A 21,141-nucleotide genomic window follows, 5' to 3' on the forward strand; every position below is an offset into this window, starting at 1 on the left:
GGGAGATCCGCGATCCCTTGTTATCCATCGAGGAGGCTCGCCCTTTTTCGCGAAGAGTTCTCCGCGGTAAATCGTTAGTGGCTGGGCCTTGATTTGGTTGTGAGTTCCACGCTCGCTCTTGATGCGATTCACGATGGGGAATGGTAGGTCACCGATTGGTAGGCCCAACTTTTTCGACGACTCGTGCGTTTTCATGTCGTTGTCATACGGGAAGCACAGGAGATGTATGTCCTTGCTCTGGTCACCCAAAAAGGCGGAAGCGGCAAGAGCACGCTGGCGGTCGGAATTGCAGTCGCAGCGATGGGGAACGGGGAGCGCGTCGCATTTGTCGAGGCGGATCCACAAGGCACGATTTCAAAATGGAAAGAGCGGCGCGGCTATCCCTATCCGCGGGTCGTTCGGGTCTCCGATCCCGCCGAAATAGAAGGGGCGCTCGTCAGCCTTGCAGCTGAGGGAATCTGGCTTACAGTCATCGATACCGCAGCCACGAGCAATGCGCTGTCCGTGTGCGCTATCGCGAGGGCCGATCTTTGCCTGATCCCGGTGCGTCCGAGTCTGGCCGACATCGAAGCTGCGATACCGACGCTGATTGCTATTCGTAGGCTCAACCGCCGATTTGCTTTCGTCCTCAATCAGACGCCGCCGCGGGGCTGCCGCTTGAGTGAAGCTGCAACGTCGCTCAATTCGCTCGGGGTGCTTGCGCTTCCCTATGTCGGGCAACGCAATGACCACCAGGACGCGCTTGGGGCAGGATTAGGCGTGACCGAGTTTGCACAAGGGGGAAGAGCCTCGGAGGAAGTTCGTGAGCTGTGGCGCTGGGTCTTGAAAAAGCTTGTCGAGGGGTGGTTAGATCATGAGCCTCACGCAAAAAAGGCGGCGTGCTAGCCATACGCGCTGTGCGCGACGCTCGCTGGTGGAGCTTACCGCGGCGGCGAGTCGAGCCGTTGACGATGGCCTGTTTGTGGCGTCCAGCGGGATTGCTGCTTCCAATCCGCGATTGGAGCACGCGGGCGAGAAGACGTCTGATCAATCGATTTTTGCAAGGCAAGCGACGGCTCCGAGTCCCGTTGCGGTGCTTGAATCTCAGAATGCGGCGGCGCCGCGCAGGGACGAACTCCTAGATTTCGACACTACCACCGAGATGATGGCGAAGATCGCCAAGGAGTATCAAGACAGAGCTTTTGAAAATATCAAAGCCAGCCTGAATGCTACGTTGGACCATGCAAAGGACCTCGTAGAGACACGGGTGGAAGGAGAAGCGGCGTCGAAAGACATCGGCGCTTCCAGTCTTGAAAGCAATTTTTTGACCGTTCGCAAAGAAGCCGCAACGGAGTTCCGCGCGGATGCGGGCGAATTGATTGTGCAGAAGGAACCAGCCGACAGCGCAGGGCAGCCGCAAGTGCAATACATGCGGCGGCTCACTGACGAGGCGGTCAGATTGCTGGACGATCTTCGGAGCGGCAAGCTGGAGAATCAGGCGAACTTCATCCTGAGCGAATGCTTCAGAGAGGCTGCCAGCGCGTTCTCTATGATCAATCAGCAGCTCAAGCGCGACGGCTATGCCGCGAGCATTGATCCATCAATCTTCATTTGGCTTGCCAACATCACCGAACCGGAGACGCGCGACACCGGGACCATGCGGCTTGAGATCGTACCCAACCACCGAGGTCGTCCGAGCACGTACGCGCGCCATGTCGCTCAATTTATTTGGCACCTTGTCGAGGGGCAGGGCTGCCGGCGACAGGCCGCATATCGGGGGGCGCTCACGAAGTTCACCATAAGCGCGAGTTTCGCCGAGACGGCCTATGCCTTTTGGGAGCCGATCTTCAAACGGGCGGGACCGCACGTGAAGATGCTGACCCGCATTTCAGATCCAGAGTAAAGCTAAGCAGCGCGGGCATTTGGCATCCGATTTGACTGAGGCCGAGGCACCTGCGAGGACCGCCTGGCAACTTCGTCCGAGCTTTGGACAAAGAAGACGCTGACGTTGGGGCCGCTCCTGCATGGCCCATGATTGCGCTGATAAGGGCCGGAGCGATGCCGGCTGATCTGCCGGTGCAAACGCCGACCAAGTACGAGCTGGTGATCAATCTGAAAGCCGCCGAGGCGTTCAGCCTCGACCTGCCGGCATCGGTGCTCGCCCGCGCGGACGAGGTAATCGAACAGGGTTCGCTTTCAGGTAAAAACGGACATCAAGAGCAGGCAGAACCGGCTGGCTCAGTCGAGAATGACCCAGATGTATGGTCCGGCCGTGCGGTGCAAGAAGATTTCGACGATCCAGTAGATGCGGTCTTGCATCAATGTATCCGGCCTCTGCTTGGAGCGCAGTGCTCCGGGCCATCATGGATATCAGCGCGTATGCGATCTGGTTAGCGGACAGACCTCGGACGGGCCATTTGGGTCACCAGTGTTCGCATGCGCCGGGAAGACCGATTCTCCATCGTCGTCTCATCCTCTCGCAGACCTCGGCGGGTAAGGTGTCGGTACGTCATCGATAGCTCCTCACTTCGCGCTGTTCCTTTGTTCGTGCCTGGCGCTCGTTCCTTCGTCCCGGCCTGCGCGCGCAGACGCGCCGCGCGCAAGGGCCCGTCAAGGCCGGCCGTCGTGCTGTCCCGACGTCTTGCTCTCCTGCTGCCAGGCCGCGCCTTGACGGCGCCGCGTACGGCGCGAGGATCAAGCAGGTCGGGATGCCGTCTCCACCGTCTTGACGCACGCGAAGGCGCGTCCCTTGTTGAGGACCGCCCAGGCGATCCGGGCGAGCTTGTTGGCGAGCGCAATCGCCGGCACGTTGTGATGCAATCGCTTCTTGGCAGCTTCGATCCGAGATTTGAGGCCGTAGCGCTCCCAGCACTTGACCCTGACCAGCACGACCCATGCGGCTTGGACGAACAGCGCGCGTAGGTAGCGATTGCCGCGCCTTGATATCTTGCCGAGGATCGTGCGGTCGCCGGTCGATATCTGCTTCGGCACCAGTCCAAGCCAGGCGCCGAAGTCGCGGCCTTTCGAGAACACGTCTCCAGTGCCGATCGCGGCCACCATTGCACTAGAGATAAGCGGGCCAATGCCGGGCACCGTCATCAGTCGCTCGCAGGCCTTAACTTGACGGGCCAGCGTTTCGATCTCGCTCGATACGCGCATCCAGCCGGCGCCAGTCGCCCACCAGATGCTCAATGATGCGTAACATGCGAGGCGAGAGCACATCGGTACGCGTCGCGAGGATATCCGGCAACTCGGACCGCAGGGAATGCAGGCCTTGCCGTACGGCGATGCCCCGCTCCAGCAGGAACGCACGGATCTGATTGATGACGCCGGTACGCTGACCGACCAATCGATCGCGGACGCGGTGCAGTGCCTGAAGGTCGAGTTGATCGGCGATCTTGGTCGCGACGAACTTCATGGTCGGGCGTTGGACGGCCTCGGCGATCGCTTCCGCATCTTGGAAGTCATTCTTCTGTCCCTTCGAATACGGGCGCACGTATTTCGCCGGCATCATGCGGGCGTCGTGGCCAAGCATTTGCAGTTTGCGGCTGAGATGATGGGCACCTACGCGGGCCTCCATGCCGATCAAGCACGGCGGCAGGTTGGCGAGCCGCGTTTCCACCTGGCCGCGTGACCACTTCTGCCGCAGCACGATGGCACCGCGGTGATCATGACCCACGATGTGGAACGAGTTCTTGCCGATATCGATGCCGATCACGGCGAGTTTCTGAGACATGGCGTGCTCCTTGTCTTGAGCGCCCCTTGCCAGCTTCTCGTGCTGGCAGGGCCGGAGCACGGCCGGACCATCCCATTAGCGGACCGAGGATCCGCAGGTTCTAGACTTGATTTAGATCAACGCCGTTTCGGCCATGGCCTGACACCTTGAAATTTTTCAGTGGGAGGGTCGGAGCGACCGGCATGAGGCCGCGCGAGTTCATCGGGCTCATGGCCGAAACAGCAGCGTGGCCGCTCGCGGCACGCCTGCAGCAGCGGGCGCTGTCGGCGATCAGCAACGATCGCCGCGTTCATCGTCAGGAGTACGCCCATGAAATCCTTCGATGATTACAAAGGCATCCTGCCTTTCGCCAGCCAGCTCTTTGGCATCGATCAGCCGCTGCTTGGATGGCAGTCGCGGATCAGCCGCTGCATCACCAGTAGTCTGTAGAATCCGGTACGGATCACGATGGTGGGGCTGATGGGAAAGCGATACGTTGCCATTGTGGCTATTCTGATCGCGCTTGCAGCAGGCGCCTATATCACTGTTTTCGGCTGGCCGTGGGTCGCCAGGGACCTGCCCGCAGACCAACATACCACACGACCGTCGCCGGAAGTCGGCATCGTAACCGCTGAGTCAGCCGAGGTGCCGCTGCCTTTTGAGTACGCCGGCCGAATCGTGGGAGTCCGGGACGTCGAAGTGCGTGCGTTGGTCGGCGGCCTGTTGCTGAAGCGAGACTTCGACGAAGGCGACAAGGTCACGCAGGGGCAGCTTCTTTTCCAGATCGACCCCGCGTCTTACCAGGTAACGCTCAACCGCGCCGAGGCCCAGCTCGATCAGGCACAGGCGGCGCTCCGCCAGGCGGAAGAGAACTATGCTCGCGTGGAGGAACTCACGCGTCGTAACGTCGCGACGGAAAAGCAACGCGAAGAAGCGCTCGGGACCCGCGATCAGGCCCGCGCCACGGTCGAGGCAGCGCAAGCCGAAATCGCCAGCGCCAAACTGAACCTCGGATATACGGAGGTCCGGGCGCCGGTCGCAGGACTCACAGCTTTGAACTCGCCGTCGATCGGCTCGCTGATCCAAGCCCAGCAGACGCTCCTGACAACGATCACGCCGCAGGATCCCGCCTATGTGAATTTCTCGTTCACCGATGAGGAAGGGCACGCTTACCGGGACCTCAATGAACGGCGGGCAAATCCGATCGATGAGAAAGACTTGTCGGTGGAGCTATTTTTCAGCAATGGCCGCCTCTATCAGCATCGAGGCAAGCTCGATACGTCCGCTCCGCGAGTCGACCCGCAGACCGGCACGATCCAGGCACGAGTGGTCTTCCCCAACCCGAACGGTCTCCTGCTTCCAGGCCAGTTCGTGCGCCTGCGCATCCTTGGCGTTACCCTGCTCGATGCGATCGCAATTCGCAAAGAAGCGGTGAGTCAGGGTCCACAGGGGCCGTTTGTCTACGTCGTCGGCGCCAACGATGTCGCCGAGGTCAGACCCGTCCGGTTGGGTCAGCAAGTCGGGTTGGACTGGGTCATTTCGGATGGCCTCAAACCCGGTGAACGGGTTGTCGTCGACGGTGTTATTCGCGTTCGCGCCGGCGAAAAAGTAACACCGGTGAAATATGTGCCACCCGTCGAGTCACACGAACAGGCACCCGGGGCTCCGTTGGGAGTGCGCCCGTAATGTCGAAATTCTTCATCGATCGGCCGATCTTCGCGACTGTCGTTTCGATTGTCATATTGCTGTCCGGACTGATCGCGATGCGGGCGCTGCCGATCGCGCAGTATCCGGAAATCGTTCCTCCCGAAGTGGTCGTTACGGCGACCTATCCTGGCGGCAGTGCCCAGACGATCGCCGAAACCGTCGCCGCTCCACTGGAGCAACAGATAAATGGGGTCGAAGGCATGATCTATATGCAATCGACCTCGAACGGCTCTGGTTCAATGACTCTGTCCGTCCTGTTCACAAGCAGGACCGATCCTGATCAGGCATCGATCAACGTCAACAATCGCGTTCAGCGCGCGCTGCCGCTGCTGCCGGAGGAGGTCCGGCGGCAAGGCGTTACGGTCACCAGGCGGTCCTCCTCGTTCCTGCAGGTGCTGACGATGTCGTCGCCGGATCGCCGATACGACGCGCTCTACATTTCCAATTACGCGCTCATCAATGTCATTGACGAGCTGAAGCGCACGCCCGGAGTTGGCGATGCAACGCTCTTCGGTGCGACCGATTATTCCATGCGCATTTGGCTACGCCCCGACAAGGTCGCTCAGTACAAGCTCGTGCCAAGCGACATCGCGGCAGCCATTCGCGAGCAAAATGCCCAGTTTGCCGCAGGCCGCTTCGGCGAGGAGCCCCTGCCAGGCCATCAGGCTTTCACCTATTCGGTCACGACCAAGGGACAGCTGGTCGATCCGCGCGAATTCGAGCAGATCGTCCTGCGTTCGGACGAGAACGGCGCGGCGCTGCGCGTGAAAGACGTCGCCCGGGTTGAGCTCGGCTCCTTGAACTACGGAACCGTTTCCACGCTCAACGCCACGCCCGCGGTGCCGATCGGCATCTACCTGCAGACGGGCGCCAACGCGCTGGAGGTCGCAGCGGCGGTTGGCGCCACGATGAAGCGCCTGTCGCAGCGCTTTCCCGACGGACTACGCTACGAGGTGCCGTTCGACACGACCCGCTTCATCGAAGCGTCAATCCATGAAGTCATAAAGACGCTTGTCGAGGCGATCCTATTTGTCGTCCTGGTCGTGTTTCTGTTTCTCCAGAACATCCGGGCGACCCTCATCCCGATCCTCGCGGTTCCGGTGTCGATCGTCGGTACGTTTGCCGGCATGTACCTGCTTGGATTTTCCATCAATCTGTTCACGTTGTTCGGCCTTATCCTGGCGATCGGCATCGTGGTCGACGATGCCATCATCGTGCTTGAGAATGTCGAGCGCATCATGACCACCGATGGCAAGAGCCCGCGCGAGGCCGCTGTCCTCGCGATGCAGGAAGTCAGCGGACCGCTGGTTGCGATCGTGCTGGTCTTGTGCGCGGTGTTCGTCCCGGTCTCTTTCCTCGGCGGCCTCGCCGGCGAACTCTACCGGCAGTTTGCGGTCACCATCGCAGTATCGGTGATCATCTCCGGAATTGTGGCGCTGACCCTGACGCCGGCGCTTTGCGCAGTGTTTCTGAAACCGGGACACACGGAAACCTGGCGGCCATTCCGGATATTCAACCGTGGCTTCGACTGGGTGACACAGCGCTTCACTGGCGGCGTCGGTTTCTTCCTCAGGCATGTCTTGACCGCGGTCGCTCTTATTGCGGCGATGCTGGGAGTGACCTGGTGGCTATTTCAACGCGTTCCCGGCGGCCTCGTGCCTCCCGAAGACCAGGGTTACATCTTCCTGGTGACGATGCTGCCGCCCGCGGCCTCGCTCGATCGCACGCTCCAGGTGACCGCCAAGGTCACAGAAGGAGCAATGAGGAATCCAGCGGTCGCCGATGTTGTGACGATTGCCGGCTACGATCTGTTGAGCGGCTCTCAGAGAACAAATGCGGGCATTTCGTTCGTGACGTTAAAAGACTGGTCGGAACGCCGCGACCCAAAACTTGACGCGCGCAATCTGGCGCCAGCCTTTTCCGCGCTCAACGCAGATTTCCGCGACGGCATTGTTATCGGCATCAATCCGCCGCCAATTCCTGGCCTGAGCACCACCGGCGGCTTCGAGTTCTATTTGCAGGATCGCTCAGGTGGCAACCTTCAGTCACTCGCCGAGGCGGCACAACGGGTGGTGCAGGCCGCGAACAAGCGGCCAGAACTGAGCGGCGTGCAGACCACCTTTACGACCGACGAGCCGCAATACCGCCTCGATGTGGATCGAGACAAGGCAAAGGCTCTCGGGGTACCGATCAACACCATCTTCGAGGCGATGCAGAGCACTTTCGGCAGCCTCTACGTCAACGACTTCATCCTGTTCGGGCGCACCTATCGGGTGACGATGTCGTCCGAAGGTGCCTTTCGCGAGTCGGCCGAGGACATGCGGCATGTGTTCGTTCGTTCGAAAAACGACACCATGGTTCCGCTCGATGCGCTGCTAACGGTTCATCGCGTTATCGGACCCGACGTCGTGGATCGCTTCAATGTCGTCCCGGCTGCAAAAATTCTCGGCAATCCTGCTCCCGGCGTGTCCTCCGGGCAGGCCATCGCGGCAATCCAGCAAGTCGTGACGGAGACGCTTTCGTCGGACTACAGCATCGGCTGGACGGGCTCGGCTTTTCAGGAAATCCAAACCGCGGGGACCGGGTCGACAGGCTTCCTGTTTGGACTCCTCGCGGTGTTCTTGATTCTGGCCGCGCAGTATGAGCGCTGGTCGTTGCCGCTCGCTGTCATCACGGCGGTGCCGTTCGCGCTGTTTGGCGCCATCGTGGCAATCTATCTGCGAGGTATTGAGAACGACATCTATTTTCAGGTCGGTCTTGTGACCCTGATCGGATTGTCTGCCAAAAACGCCATTCTGATCGTCGAATTTGCGGCGCAGCGCCAACGCGAAGGACTTTCCGTCTACCATGCGGCAATGGATGCGGCCCGACTGCGCTTTCGTCCGATCATCATGACGTCGCTCGCTTTCATCCTCGGCGTCGTGCCCTTGGCGGTTTCGGCCGGCGCCGGATCCGCGAGCCGGCATTCCATCGGCACTGGCGTAATCGGCGGTATGCTGGCCGCAACCTTCCTCGCTATCCTCTTTGTACCGATGTTTTTCAAGCTGGTGACGCGTGAACGAAATGCGGGCGACACAGCAATGTCGACTGAGACTTCGGGGACCGGATAAAGGCCAAACGCCTCTAGCAAAGCACGCGGAGCGATGGAAGTGCTACGAGCAAACGGAATCCATTCCGGTCATTCCGGAGCCGAGTTCATGTGCGACGCTAACAGCTCCCATTCGATGTGATAGGCTATCTCCGGCTCGGGGTAAGGCCTATGAGGCGACGCGAGTTCATCACGCTTCTCGGTAGTGCGGCGGTTGCTTGGCCTGTCGCTGGACGCGCGCAGCAGCGCGAGCAGCCGCGGCGGGTCTCAGTGGTGATGCAATTCGTTGAGGGCGACCAGCAAGGACTACTGCGCGCCGCCGCGTTCCGAGAGGGATTGGAAAAGGCTGGATGGGTGGCCGGTCGCAATGTCAGCGTCGATTATCTCTGGGGACCGCTGGACAGCGGCATCACAGAGCAACTGCGGCAAAGGGTGCCGGAGGTGATTGCGATCAACAGCAGCATCGGCTTGCGCGCGATCGGATCGGCGTTTCCCGGAGTGCCCATCGTGTTCATTGGCGTGAGCGAGCCGGTGGAGCGGGGTTTTGTGGCGAGCCTCGCTCATCCTGGCGGCAACATGACGGGTTTCTCGCACCTGGAGCCGACGCTCGGCGCGAAATGGCTCGATCTGGTCAAGCAGGTTGCGCCACAGGTGACCCGCATTGCGTACCTTTACAATCCCGATAATCCCGGTGCCAAGGTAACCTTGCAGTCGGCCCAGTCAGCGGCCGGACAATTCTCGTTGGACGTGCTCGATACGCCGGTGCGCGACGTTGCGGAAATCGAAGCGGGTATTGCGGGGCTTGTGCGAGAGCCGGGAGGTGCGTTGCTGGTGCCGCCCGATCCGTTCACGACGGGGCATCACAAACGCGTCGTCGATTTGGCGGCACGCCACCGGCTTCCGCTGGTCTCCGCGCTGCGCTCCTTTGCCGACGAGGGCGGTCTCTTGGCCTATGGCGTCTCCATCCCGGAGCTGTTCCGACAGGCCGCAGGCTATGTCGACCGCATCCTGCGCGGTGAGAAACCGGCCGACCTGCCGGTGCAGGGACCGACCCAATTCGAGTTGGTGATCAACATCAAGACCGCAACGGCCCTCGGTCTCACCGTGCCGCCTGCCCTACTTGCGGCCGCCAACGAAGTAATCGAATAGAAACATTGTTTGCTGCAGTGCACCGGTCCGGTTGTGATGCTGTGGACGGCTCCTCCACCGGCGTGAGAGCGCCAAGGAGTGGGCGCCGTGTGAGGCTCCCACGATTCGGAGGAGCAGCCTATGCAGTCAATTTCGACAATCGGTCTGGATATCGCGAAGTCGGTCTTTCAAGTGCATTGCGTTGATGCAGCCGGCCAGGTGGTCATCCGCCGTCAGTTAAAGCGCCAGCAGGTCGTAGCATTTTTCCAGAAGTTGCCGCCATGCCTGGCAGGGATCGAGGCTTGCGCGTCATCCTACTATTGGTCCCGCGACCTGCAGGCGTTGGGGCATACGGTGCGATTAATGCCTCCGGCCTATGTGAAGCCCTACGTCAAGCGACAGAAGAACGACAGCACGGACGCGGAGGCGATTTGCGAGGCGGTCACCCAACATGCGGTTTGTGCCGACCAAAACCCTCGAGCAACAGAGCTGTCTGATGCTTCATCGTGCGCGCCATCTGTTCATCCGCCAGCAAACTGCCATCATCAATTCGATCCGTGCCTATCTTGCCGAGTTCGGGATCGTCTCCCCCGTCGGACGCAGGGGTGTCGAGCAACTGCTGGAGGTCGTCGCCGATCCAGCCGACCACCGGCTGCCGGAGGTGGCGCGCGCCTGCGTCACGGCTCTCGGCAGTCAATTGCGGTCACTGAAGGCCCAGATCCTGGAGTTCGACCGCTGCATCATCGCCTGGCATCGCTCACATGCGACGAGCAAGCGGCTTGACGCGATCCCCGGCGTTGGTCCGGCGCTGGCGACGGCTCTGGTCGCGAGTATTGCTGATCCGAAGGCCTTCCGATCGGGACGGGACTTCTCGGCCTGGGTCGGGCTTGTGCCGAGGCAGAACTCGAGCGGGGGCAAGGACAAGCTCGGCAGTATCAGCAAACAAGGCGATCGCTATTTGCGCAGCCTGTTCACGGCTGGCGCGCTCGCCGTGATCCGCTATGCCAAGATCCATGGCACGGGGCATCGGCCCTGGCTTACGGGGCTGCTGGCGCGTCGACCGACCAGGGTTGCTGCGATCGCGCTCGCCAACAAGATCGCCCGCATGGCGTGGGCCATGATGGCCAGGGGCGAACGCTACCGGGAGCCCGCTGCACTCGCGACGTAAAGGAATCGCGCCGGATATCCGGCGTGACGTAACGGTTGGGAGAGCGAACAGCACGTAATGCAGCGCCGGTCGATCCGGCGATCAGGACAACCCACATGGGCCACGGCATCATCGAATGCGAGGTTTTGACCGGGACCTGATCCGCGAAGGGCATTATGGCCAGCGGTCAGGTGAACCGCGCTAATAGGCCGAACACATGGCTGCTCCGACCACCGCCGCAAGCGTGAAGAAAACTCTTGCCAACCCGGAGCCGTCCACACATGGCCCATCGCGTCATTTCGCTGCGCTGCGGAAGTTCGTCGCTATCGGGGCATAGCGGACTCTGGCGAGCCGTCCGCCCGGCAGGCTTATAGCTAGTACGATGCTCGCGGCATTCGCGAGCCACCCAAATTTAGATGTAGTCCAGGGTGGTTGTGAACTAGGTGCCTGAGCTGGTGCTGGATCCTATCCGTTCTTCTGCCGCAGAGCTCGCAAGACCGGCTCGCAGCCTCGAAGAACTAGCGACCGGCGTCTGTCCCCGCGTTCACGATCGCGGCGTTTTTCGGCGACGCCATTCAACCGCGGTTCAGCCCAGCACCGCCACACTGCACACGAGTTCAACTATGGAGGCTTCGATGGCAAAGCCGATTGCCGTTCTTTTTTTTTCTGCCGCAGCGCTCGCCGGATTGGCTGCGACTAGCGCCAGCGCCATGCCGATCGCGCCACCTGTGGCGTCGGTGTCAGGCATCGAACAGGTCCGATTGGTCTGCAATGAGTGGGGACGCTGCTGGCGGCAGCCGGACTATTATCGCCCCTACGGATACTATCGACCCCGTGACGACGATGAGTGGCGAGACCGTTATCGCTATCGACACAGCTACGGCTACTACGGCCCACGTTATGAGGGTGGTTGGCGTCGCGGCCGGGATCGCGACGACGATTGACCGGGACGCGAAAGCAGCAAGCGCGCTAAGTGAGACGAAAAAAGCCCGCCGATGCACAGCGGGGCGTTTTCTTAGACGGCTCGCAACCGCTAGAGTGGGCGGGAGCGCCGTAGGTTAGGCGCTCCAAGTCGACTTTTGTCCGCTCCAAAATTGCCGGGAGTCGGTCATCTTTTCGGTCGAAGCCCCCCGACAACCATTCACGCTCGCGTGGGAAGCGTGGAGGGCACTGTGCTGAGTGATCTACAGACGAAGCTGGAGAGGTACGAGACCAGAGCCGCCGAGTGCGCGAAGGCGGCTCGAAAAATGACAATAATATCCCAAACGATCGTAAGCGAGCAGGCGACATCGTCGTTCGAACTCGAGCGCTCATAAAGAACGTGGCCGAAGCGGGTGGCGCTGGCGATCCTTCTGATAACCCTGACAGTAGGCGACGTGGCGTCGCCTTTTGGCGCCCGATACTAACGTTCGTCGCCCTTCAACGGAGTTCTTAAAGAGCGTAAGACCTGAGCCCACTGCGGCGCCGACGAAGTGCCTCATGCGTAAGATCGGATGAGATATCGTAGGTTTGGTTGGTGTGGAGAAAGGCGGTAGCGCTCCAGTGACTCGAACCCCCGACACCTTTCGGATGGATCGGTCCGCCACCCATGTGCGCGCTCTCCCGCGGTTGGATTATTCGCTGTAAGCTATTGATCTGTATTGATCCGATTTTGGCTTAGTTGGAAAAATTCTCTCGTGAAATCAACGCGAGTGGCGTGTCTCTTAATCAGCGGGTCCCAGGTTCGAGCCCTGGTGCGCCCACCACAAAAACATCTGCAAAATCAGATATATATATCACAATTCTCGGACGGTACGTGAGCCGCCCCAAAGGCCAAAAATCGCAATTTGGGTGTGTTTTTGGGTGCAGAGTAGTTCGCTGAAAAATCGAACGCCGATCGGTTGGCGTCTGCATCACGCGGGTGCAAGTGCAATGACGCGCAGCGGGCTGCCTGAGCCGTCGGCGATCTTGAGCGGTGCGGCGATGACCACAGCGCCGATTGGCGGCAACTGGTCCAAATTGATCAGGCTCGTGATGCCGAATTTGCCTGCGCCATGCATTGTACCGTGATTGGGGAATGGCGGATTGAAGGTGCCGGCTTGCCCGGCGTCTGTTCCGATGGTCTCTACGCCGACGCCCAGGACATCGCGTTCGTGCGCCAGGAACTCGGAGCATGCCTTCGAGAACCCCGGCGAATGGGGGCCGTCGTCGCGCGCGTTGAGGAATTCCTCGCGAGTCGTGCGGGCGCTCCAGCCGGTGCGCAGCAGTACCCATGCTCCGGCGGGGATACGACCATGCGTCGCCTCCCAGGACTGGACACGCTCAGGTGTGAGCAGGAAGTCCTGATTGGCCTGAACGTCCGCCGTCACGTCGATGACGCAAGCGGGGCCGATGAATTTGCGCGGCGCGATCGTATCGGTCGCATTCTCGGGAAGATCTTTGCCGGTGATCCAGTGGATCGGCGCGTCGAAGTGCGTCCCCGTGTGTTCGCCGAGCGTGAGCACGTTCCAGTACCATGCCGGGCCACGGGAATCGTAGCGCGAGATCTCGGTGAGCGTCAGCCCCGGCGACGGCGCAAAGATCGGCGGCAAATCGATCACGGGCGTGCTGGGGCTTAGTGTCGTGGTGAGGTCCACGACGTGAATTCGCTTTGAGTTCAGCTCTTCCACCAGTTGGGCCAATATGCCGCTAGATTGTCTATCCGCCATGCTCGCCTCCTTCACTTCAAACGCAGGTCACGTCTTAGTCGTGTTGCCGCAGCGCCTCCAGCGCACGCTTGAACTGGAAGCGATTCTCCAATAGTGGCAAATCCATGTGAAACGATTTGGGTCCAACCGCCTCGACCTTGGCGACGATCGTCGTCAGCGTCCCGCCCGCCAATGCGCCTGCAACCGCGCCTTTGAGCTGCTCTGGCGTGTCGGACTCTGTTACCTGCGGAATGGCGCAAGCCCGCGCCACGCCCGCCAAATCGGTACCAGTCGCAGTCGCTGTGGGAAAGCCGCCGACGGAAAGCAGGCTTGCGTTGTCGAAGACGATATGCACCAGGTTGCCGGGTGAGTAGCGCGCCATTGTGCTCAGCGTGCCGAGGTTCATCAGCAGCGAGCCGTCGCCGTCGATCACAACCACTTTGTGGCGGGGCATGGCGACCGCGATGCCCAGTCCCATAGAGGAAGCCAGCCCCATCGCATGCTCCAGGTAGAAGAAGTTGGGGCGGTGGCCAAGCGTGTAGAGCTCCGCAGCGACGGCGCCCATGATTGTGACAACGATCTGATCCTTCACCTCAGGATAGATTGCCTGCAAGGCATCGACGCGCAGCATGGCTACTCTTCCCACATCAACTCGCGGGTCAGCAGCACAGCGACCGGCGACAGCGAAGCGTGTGCCAGCGTCTGCGCATCCTTGATGCGGCGTTGAGCGTCATCGGGGTTTGATAGGTGCCAGACGGGAATACCCAGGGTCCGCAACAGCGGCTCAGTCACCATGCCACCCTGTGTCTGCCAAGGATCGCGCTCGCCCATGTGACCGCGGTAGCTGATGAGCATCAGGAGCGGAATCTTGTAGAGCAGCGCCAGCGAGACGATCGGGTTGATGGCTGCGAGGAAACCGTGGTTCTGCATTAGCAGCGCGGAGCTGATACCTGCCAGATGTGCTCCGGCAGAGATGCCAATCGCCTCTTCTTCCTTGGCGACGCGTATCAGCGTGACTTCGGGGTCGTCGTCGGCCATGCGGATAAGGTGGACCAGCCAGGTTTCCGGCAGAGCGGAAATGATCCTCACGTCGCAGGCTTTGAGGGCCTCATAGATCACCTCGGAGTTGGCGAGTGAAACTGGCATACGCCACACCCTTCAATGCCGTCGCGCGCCCCATTGAGCAGATCGCAGCCTAACACACGCCGTTGCAAAGCAGCAACGTAGTGGGTGCTGTCGGCATCGTCTTTTGAAATGACGGACACGGAGCAACCCTGTTCGTGTGATCGACGCGTTTGTCGATGCGCTGGATTTGGCTGAGATGGGTTTTGAGGGGGCAGAGCCGGCGGCGACTGGCCGGCCATCGTACCACCCCTCGGTGCTCCCCAAGCTTTACATCTATGGCTACCTGAACCGAGTGCAGTCCAGCCGGCGGCTGGAACGGGAGCACGAGTATCTGCTCGAGGCCGTGCAGCAGCGCCTAGAAGCCCCGGAAGCCATGCGTCAGCGTCGGGAGACGGTCGAGCATCCGTTCGGCACGATGAGGGCCCGCATGGGAGCGTCGCACGTCCTCACCAAAACGCTCCCAAAAGTAGCGGCCGAGATGGCGATCATCGGGACCACGCCACTGATCGCTGCGATTGCGGTCTGAGACAGGCGCGCTTCCTGGCTTCCCGGGGCAGACGCCCCTTGAAGCCGTTTTGACACGGCCAAGACCCGAAGCCGACCTCCATAGGATCCGATCCGTTCGGCGCTCTCCATCGTCGTCGCCTCGGGCCCGGCTGAGACAAAGATATCCGGCCGACCCAAGCCCGCTATGCATTTTCGGCAAAGAGACGCAATTCAAGGAAGCGCAATTGTTGGCGCTGGTAGCCTTACGCTGCGCGTCCACATTCAAATGGGGAACGTGGTCGGAAACGAGCATCGCCGATTGGCTTCCGGGAGTGCCAAAGCTGAACAGCGCAGCCTTCGTCTGAGTCTCTATGGACAGCTTTCACATAGCGATTAGAACTGGCCAGGCTGAGCAGGCGGAGCTGGATAATCTGATCGTAAATTGTTCGGGTTGTTACGATCGAACAAATCTTGCGGCACAACGAAGCCGGCCTTGCAGCTATAAACTGACGGCGGAATTTTCCGCACCTCCCGAACGACGAGACATGGGGACACTATTTCCGCCTTGGCCAAGCCGATCGTCTTCGGTAGCGGGACATGACGTGGAGGGGCTGCATGTGCCGACGCTAGGCCAGTCACAACTAATGCGGGAACGGTGATGGCGAGTACGCGCAAGTATTTGAAGAACATGGTACCCCTCTGGCATAGAATGTTGGTGGGCCTGAGAGAGTTGTGTGCCTAAAGAAACGCGAACTTATCGGGTCGCCGATAAGCCACACTATTTAGTACCGACTTCGTACTGCGCGCTATGCGGATTCGGCTGACGCCAGATGGCCGACGCAGCGTTCTACCTGCGTCGGGGCGGCGGCAGGCCTCGAAACGAAATTGATCGCAGCCTGCGCTTCACATGGCGTGATAACAACACTCATTCCACGATGTCGAAGCTCGCCGTCGAAGTGGCTGGAGATCAGGTTGTGCGGTTCACACCGACATAGAGCCCCGTCCAATTCTAGACACGGCTGCAGGAGCAAGGCGTAGCGTGTTTATGGTGCGCTCTCTTGGAGAGCCGCATGGCCGAATTCTGCATCGCCGCCTGATTGCTCGCTCAACGCACGCAGAGCAGGTGCCGAATGTGCATAGCGCGCAATCCGGCTCGGGCCCAGACTGCGGGTTCGTACCGGATATCGGCGGAGAGAAACATGAGGAAGAACGTTTGGCTCGGGTCACTGGCGGCGCTTGCCGTCACGATAATGCCGGGTCTGCCGGCGACGGCGCGCGACGCCGATCTCGCCTCTCATACTGTTGCGGCCGCTCCAACCGCTAAACAGCAATGCATAAGTACCTGTCGTGCCCGCTATCGCGACTGCCGTCATCTGAACCAGCTGCCATCGTTCGAGTGTCGGGGCGTTTACCAAGATTGCACCCGATACACTTGTACCGGCTTAGGACCAGGATGACCGACGTGCCTTGCCGGACGGCAGCGGCTCCTGGGGCGGACCAAGCCAGAGAGGCCGACGGCCAACGTCGATCGTTCGAGAGCCGGCTTTCGTCGGGAAGGTTGGACGAGTTGAGACAACCCACTTTCTGCGACCGAGATATGGTCTGCTAATCGGTGAGCGAGCGGATGAAGGACGAACATTCGCGGAGACTTAGGGCTGCTTCCGCGCCGCGACGCGCAAGGTTGGAGGATGCGCACCAACTCGCGCGGCTGTTGACGAGGGCATTTCTCAACGACCCCGTTATGGATTGGTTGGCTCGATCAGGGCCAGAACGGCCCTCGGTACTAGAGGCATTCTTCTTTTGGCACTTGTATACGCGCGCAATACCCGCCGGCGAAGTATGGATGAGCGATGACGGCGCGGCATGTGCAATATGGCTGCCGCCAGGGATACCTGCGTGGCCTCCTGGATTCTTTGAGCAGTTGAAGCTGTTGCCTCTATTCCTGAAGATGTGCGGATTGGGGGGGATAGTCCGAGGGGCTGCAATATCCGGCGAATTGGAAAGGGCGCATCCGCGCGAAATGCATTTCTATTTGAGTTTTATGGCTGTTGATCCCCCTTTTCAGGGGATGGGGCTGGGATCGGCGATTCTTGACGCGGCGCTCAGGAGGATCGACGAAACAGGCATGCCTGCTTATCTCGAAAACTCAAGTCCGAGAAATACGCCGCTCTATGAGCGCGGCGGCTTTGTGGCTCAGAAAAACATTCTACCCGAAAATGCACCGCCTCTGATTTCAATGTTGAGAAAAGCCAGATAGTCCTCGGTATCCGGGCCGGCTTCTCGGCGATAGCGGCTATGGCTCAGCCGAGATGCTCGGCTGGTTGGTCTATGAGTACGGCATCGAGCCACACGTCACGGTGTTAGACAAGTCGGCCCGCACAGACGGATCTTCTCGCGCGACGACTTCACCTATGATCATGCCGATGACGCCTACCGCTGTCCGGGTGGCAAGGTTCTTACCACAACCAGAGCGCTGGTGAACGACGGCGCCACGATGCTTTATGTCGCCAGCAAGCGCGATTGCGGTGGATGCGCATTGAAGTCCCGCTGTTGCCCCAAGCAGCCGTCACGGAGAATACCGCGCTCAATCTATGAGGGCGCTCGCGACATGGCGCGCCAGATCGCAAAGTCGTGGGAAGGACGCACCTCGCGCCGGCTCCGCAAGAAGATGGAGATGCCGTTCGCGCACCTCAAGCGTATTCTCAAGCTCGACCGTTTACGTTTACGAGGCCCAAACGGCGCGCGTGACGAGTTCACCCTCGCAGCCACCGCTCAGAACCTTCGAAAGATGGCCAAGCTTATCCCGATGCCAACCCCGAGGCTCGCATAGGGACCGGTAGAGCAGTTCGGCACGTCGCGACGGAGCCACTATTACAACGAAATATTGCCGGCCAGTTGGGTCAAAATGCGAAGAACTCGGCGTGAGCAAAACTAGTCCGCTTCACTGCGCTGGACAGACCTTAACTAGACTGCTGCCGCGCCGCAGATGGGCGCCCAAAAATAGACAATCGGTTGATCATGACGGCCGAGCAGGATCGCAAACTGAAAGAGAGCCCCGCATGGCTGGCAAGTGGCCCACAGGCGTCCGCCGTGGAATTCGACGATCAGCCGCAGATGCGCACGCGGCGCACGCGCCAGCCATAACCGTCCCAGAAGCGCTGGGTACGCCAGTAGCAGGGGGGCATCGGATCTCCAACCGGAGCATCGACATAGCCCGACCAGTACGGATAGCCGCCGGGTCCGGGATAAGTGCGCGGACCAGCATAAGCGGGCGAGGCTGCGGAAACGGCCAATGTCGCGGCCGTAGCGAGCGCCAATAACGTCTTCCTCATGGTGATACCTTTCCAACGCAGCGAAGGCTCAAATGTGCAAGTCCGGGCAATGTCCGCTGTGCCCCGATCGCGACCAAATCCCGCATCGCCGCGATTCCTCGGATCACTCGTCGGCCGACCGGCCGTGAAAACTCCGAATCGACCGGCGGTTCGCGAGTTTGTTGTACTCCGCAATCGCCCGCTACGCGGGCGACACGCGGGAAAATGCGAAGAGTGCTGGCAGGCGCTTCCCTACGGGCCTGATTGCCCTCAGAAGGCTTGGCTTGGGCAGGTGCAGACTTACTGCGCTGCGTCTCCTGCTGCACCATGCCCGACGGCAGCGACATTGACCATGGTTTGCGGAGCCTGGACGTCTCTGCTTGCTCCGGGGGCAAGCAGAGGAAGCGTCATACGAATGGTCGTACCTTTTCCTGGCGCAGAGACGAGCGTGATCTTGCCGCCAAGCTGATCCGTCACAAGGTTATGGACGATGTAAAGGCCGAGCCCGGTACAGCCCTGCGCCCGTCTAGTGGTGAAGAATGGATCAAAAACGTGACGCTGAACCTCCTCCGGAATACCGCCTCCATCATCCGAGAAAGTGATCTCAATCTGCTCCGGGCCGAGGCGACGCGCCTCGATCAGCATGCATCCGCCAAGCCCGTCAGCGAAGCCGTGAGTAACGGCATTGAAGATGAGGTTGGTCAGCACTTGCCCGTAGGCGCCCGGGTAACTGTCCAGGATAATGTCGGAGGGCAGGGCGAGCGAAAGCGAGTCCCGGTACTTCGGCAGGCCTGGCCGTATGCTCGCAACGATCTGCTCGGTCGCGAGCTTGAGGTCGAACAAACGCCGATCAGCATCGCTGCGATCGGTGGCGACTTGCTTGAACGATTGAATCAGCTCTCCCGCGCGCTGGAGATTCGCGACGAGCTGGTTTGCGGCGTCGCGACAACCGTCAGTGAATTCGGCCAGCCGCGAACGGCGCAGCGGCCCGGAAACAATCTGGTCCGCGAAGTGGGTGCAACGGCGGTCTAGCGTCGAGGCCACCGTCAGGCTGATGCCGATTGGGCTGTTGAGCTCATGTGCAACCCCCGCTACGAGACGGCCGAGTGCGGCCAGCTTTTCGGTCTCGATGAGATAGCGTTGCGCTTCGCTGGCATGCAGAGCAGCCTCGGCCACCTTCCGCTTATCCCGAATTTCGGCAAACAACGCAGCAACGACCGATGCGCCGATCGTCACAAGTAAGATGCTGATCTGTGCCGCCAGGACGCGCTCGTTCGTCGTGAGGTCGCGATTGCCGAAATAGCCAATGCCGAAGGTTGTCGTCCAAACGATGGAAAGGCTGATGATGAACGCGGCTGCCGCGGCAAAGGCCGGCCGGCAACGGGCGGCAAGCCACAGCAGTGGCGCAAATAGCACCGCGACCGGCCCGACATTCGCCAACAGCTCCGATCGGAGAAAGATGGCAAGTGCACTCGCCAGAGCCAGAGCTGCGACCGCCGCGATTCCTTCGACGAGTTCGCTCAGCGGAGGCCGGTCGCGCGCGGCTGAGGCAAGCTCTATCAGCAGCGGCGCAACCGTGATGATTCCCAACGCGTCCGATGCAAACCACTGATACCAGGTCGTCAGCATCGGCGCCGTCGCGCTGTGAAACAACTTGAAGACGATCGCCCCGCCGATCCCCGAGACTGCGGTTCCCGCAATTGCTGCCGCCAGCAGCCCCGCTACGTTGCGCACCTTGTCTAATCTGAAGTCCGGACCGAAGAAGCGCCCGATGAGCCATGCTGCGAGCGCGGCTTCCCCTGCATTGCACACGCCGAAGAGAACCGCGCCCCAGAAATTCCGGTCACCGAGGAGATTCGCGACGATGGTTGCAGTCATGGTACCGATCACGACAGGCCATCGCGTTCGCGGCCCAAGTGCGATAAGCACGCCGGCGGAGACACCTGCGGCAGGCCAGAAAACGGCAACACCCTCAGGTTTGGTGAGCATGGCAAGGCTGAGTCGCGCCGCTAGGAAATAGACGATGCCGACCAAGACTGCGAGCCCGACCGAGCCGGCCCACCGGCTCAGGTCGATTTCGGTCGACAGTTCGTGCTGAACCTGTGCCGATAGGTTCTGCCGCACCCCCGTCCTCCTTCCCCCGCCCGGTTCCGCTTGGCGTGGAACTCGCGTGCTCGCGCTGCCGGAAGCAAGGCAAGTGCGGCGGCGCTGACAGGCCGTCTGCTCCCAAGAACTGGTCCCAAGATTGACCAGGATCGGCTTTGCGCACCGCCTCCGAGCGAACGTGGGCATTGTGATGCCTGTATCGGTGGCGAATTTATGGAGCCTGGCTCAAAGATCGAAGGTGGAAGCGACATCGGGGTAGTTGACGCAACCACGCATTTTGCTTCGCACCATGCAGGCTACGGGACTGTCACCGTCATCGCCCGGCTTGACTGGTAGTCTACGACGATCCCGTACGTGCTATCGCGAACACGAGGGGCCGAAAAAGCGTCGGTTTGCCCCCGAGCCGGTGACTTCCGGTGTGTCTCCAACTTCGGACTGTCAATGCATCGCGCAAACTGCCGCGAAGGGCCGCTTCCGTTGAAAAAGGCGGCTGTTGCGACGCAGAGGGATCAGCGATGCAGTCTGTCTAGGTAACCGGACTGAAGATCATGATGGGACATCGGCAAGTCGAACAGGCTGCGTTGGCGTTACGTTCTTCGGACGCGGCGCTCTGATCCTCAATGAGGAGGGCGAATAAGCGCAGGTTCGGCTGCTATCGGGCCCGCTATGCACCGCCGACGGCT

The 21,141-nt window shown here is 60.6% G+C and carries 14 protein-coding genes and 4 pseudogenes; 11 read left to right on the plus strand and 7 right to left on the minus strand.

Annotation, left to right across the window (positions count from 1 at the left end; translation table 11 throughout):
• Nucleotides 1-222: 222 nt before the first annotated feature.
• The 3 genes from NLN62_RS31205 (at nt 223) to NLN62_RS31215 (ending at nt 2,373) form a co-directional block, all read left to right on the plus strand.
• On the plus strand, nt 223-885 hold the full coding sequence (locus NLN62_RS31205; RefSeq protein WP_254111365.1) for a ParA family protein: 663 nt from the start codon (nt 223-225) through the stop codon (nt 883-885).
• On the plus strand, nt 854-1,882 hold the full coding sequence (locus NLN62_RS31210; RefSeq protein WP_156944789.1) for a hypothetical protein: 1,029 nt from the start codon (nt 854-856) through the stop codon (nt 1,880-1,882). The genes NLN62_RS31205 and NLN62_RS31210 overlap by 32 nt, the downstream gene beginning before the upstream one ends.
• Nucleotides 1,883-2,010: 128 nt before the next feature.
• The gene (locus tag NLN62_RS31215) at nt 2,011-2,373 is read left to right on the plus strand and encodes a hypothetical protein (RefSeq protein ID WP_254111366.1); all 363 of its coding nucleotides are present in this window, start codon (nt 2,011-2,013) and stop codon (nt 2,371-2,373) included.
• Between the two features lie 300 nt (nt 2,374-2,673).
• On the opposite strand, the pseudogene NLN62_RS31220 reads toward NLN62_RS31215, so the two are convergent.
• A pseudogene (locus NLN62_RS31220) lies at nt 2,674-3,715 on the minus strand (IS110 family transposase).
• Between the two features lie 182 nt (nt 3,716-3,897).
• Between NLN62_RS31220 and NLN62_RS31225 the strand changes: the two are divergent.
• From NLN62_RS31225 to NLN62_RS31245, 5 genes and pseudogenes are all read left to right on the plus strand, one after another.
• Nucleotides 3,898-4,041, plus strand: coding sequence for a hypothetical protein (locus NLN62_RS31225; RefSeq protein WP_156944792.1), 144 nt, complete (start codon nt 3,898-3,900; stop codon nt 4,039-4,041).
• A gap of 133 nt (nt 4,042-4,174) precedes the next feature.
• Nucleotides 4,175-5,380, plus strand: coding sequence for an efflux RND transporter periplasmic adaptor subunit (locus NLN62_RS31230; protein ID WP_254111367.1), 1,206 nt, complete (start codon nt 4,175-4,177; stop codon nt 5,378-5,380).
• The gene (locus NLN62_RS31235) at nt 5,380-8,511 is read left to right on the plus strand and encodes an efflux RND transporter permease subunit (RefSeq protein ID WP_254111368.1); all 3,132 of its coding nucleotides are present in this window, start codon (nt 5,380-5,382) and stop codon (nt 8,509-8,511) included. The genes NLN62_RS31230 and NLN62_RS31235 overlap by 1 nt, the downstream gene beginning before the upstream one ends.
• A 149-nt stretch (nt 8,512-8,660) precedes the next feature.
• On the plus strand, nt 8,661-9,638 hold the full coding sequence (locus NLN62_RS31240) for an ABC transporter substrate-binding protein (protein WP_027527333.1): 978 nt from the start codon (nt 8,661-8,663) through the stop codon (nt 9,636-9,638).
• A 120-nt stretch (nt 9,639-9,758) separates the two neighbouring features.
• Nucleotides 9,759-10,785: pseudogene (locus tag NLN62_RS31245) on the plus strand (IS110 family transposase).
• A 565-nt stretch (nt 10,786-11,350) separates the two neighbouring features.
• Here the strand turns inward: NLN62_RS31245 and NLN62_RS31250 are convergent.
• The 4 genes from NLN62_RS31250 to NLN62_RS31265 all read right to left on the minus strand — a co-directional run bounded on the left by NLN62_RS31250 (nt 11,351) and on the right by NLN62_RS31265 (nt 14,576).
• Entirely contained in the window at nt 11,351-11,512 is a 162-nt protein-coding gene (locus tag NLN62_RS31250; RefSeq protein ID WP_254111369.1) for a hypothetical protein, read from the minus strand.
• A gap of 1,144 nt (nt 11,513-12,656) precedes the next feature.
• A complete protein-coding gene (locus NLN62_RS31255; protein WP_371933046.1) occupies nt 12,657-13,379 on the minus strand; it encodes a cyclase family protein in 723 nt (240 codons plus the stop codon).
• Nucleotides 13,380-13,485: 106 nt separating this feature from the next.
• Nucleotides 13,486-14,061, minus strand: coding sequence for a thiamine pyrophosphate-dependent enzyme (locus tag NLN62_RS31260; protein ID WP_027527335.1), 576 nt, complete (start codon nt 14,059-14,061; stop codon nt 13,486-13,488).
• A 2-nt stretch (nt 14,062-14,063) separates the two neighbouring features.
• On the minus strand, nt 14,064-14,576 hold the full coding sequence (locus tag NLN62_RS31265) for a thiamine pyrophosphate-binding protein (RefSeq protein WP_027527336.1): 513 nt from the start codon (nt 14,574-14,576) through the stop codon (nt 14,064-14,066).
• Nucleotides 14,577-14,697: 121 nt separating this feature from the next.
• On the opposite strand from NLN62_RS31265, the pseudogene NLN62_RS31270 reads away from it, so the two are divergent.
• The 3 genes and pseudogenes from NLN62_RS31270 to NLN62_RS31280 form a co-directional block, all read left to right on the plus strand.
• A pseudogene (locus tag NLN62_RS31270) lies at nt 14,698-14,895 on the plus strand (transposase); the annotation flags it as partial.
• Between the two features lie 1,989 nt (nt 14,896-16,884).
• Nucleotides 16,885-17,298, plus strand: coding sequence for a GNAT family N-acetyltransferase (locus NLN62_RS31275; protein ID WP_198031920.1), 414 nt, complete (start codon nt 16,885-16,887; stop codon nt 17,296-17,298).
• A 7-nt stretch (nt 17,299-17,305) separates the two neighbouring features.
• Nucleotides 17,306-17,871: pseudogene (locus NLN62_RS31280) on the plus strand (transposase); the annotation flags it as partial.
• A 274-nt stretch (nt 17,872-18,145) separates the two neighbouring features.
• Here the strand turns inward: NLN62_RS31280 and NLN62_RS31285 are convergent.
• Together NLN62_RS31285 and NLN62_RS31290 are read right to left on the minus strand one after the other, a co-directional pair.
• Nucleotides 18,146-18,373, minus strand: a complete 228-nt coding sequence (locus NLN62_RS31285) for a hypothetical protein (RefSeq protein WP_084801795.1) — start codon at nt 18,371-18,373, stop codon at nt 18,146-18,148.
• A gap of 279 nt (nt 18,374-18,652) precedes the next feature.
• Complete coding sequence (locus NLN62_RS31290) at nt 18,653-20,386, minus strand: MASE1 domain-containing protein (protein ID WP_254111371.1); 1,734 nt, start codon at nt 20,384-20,386, stop codon at nt 18,653-18,655.
• Nucleotides 20,387-21,141: the final 755 nt, after the last annotated feature.

The organism is Bradyrhizobium sp. CCGUVB23 (assembly GCF_024199885.1).
In the GTDB taxonomy this organism is placed as follows: domain Bacteria; phylum Pseudomonadota; class Alphaproteobacteria; order Rhizobiales; family Xanthobacteraceae; genus Bradyrhizobium.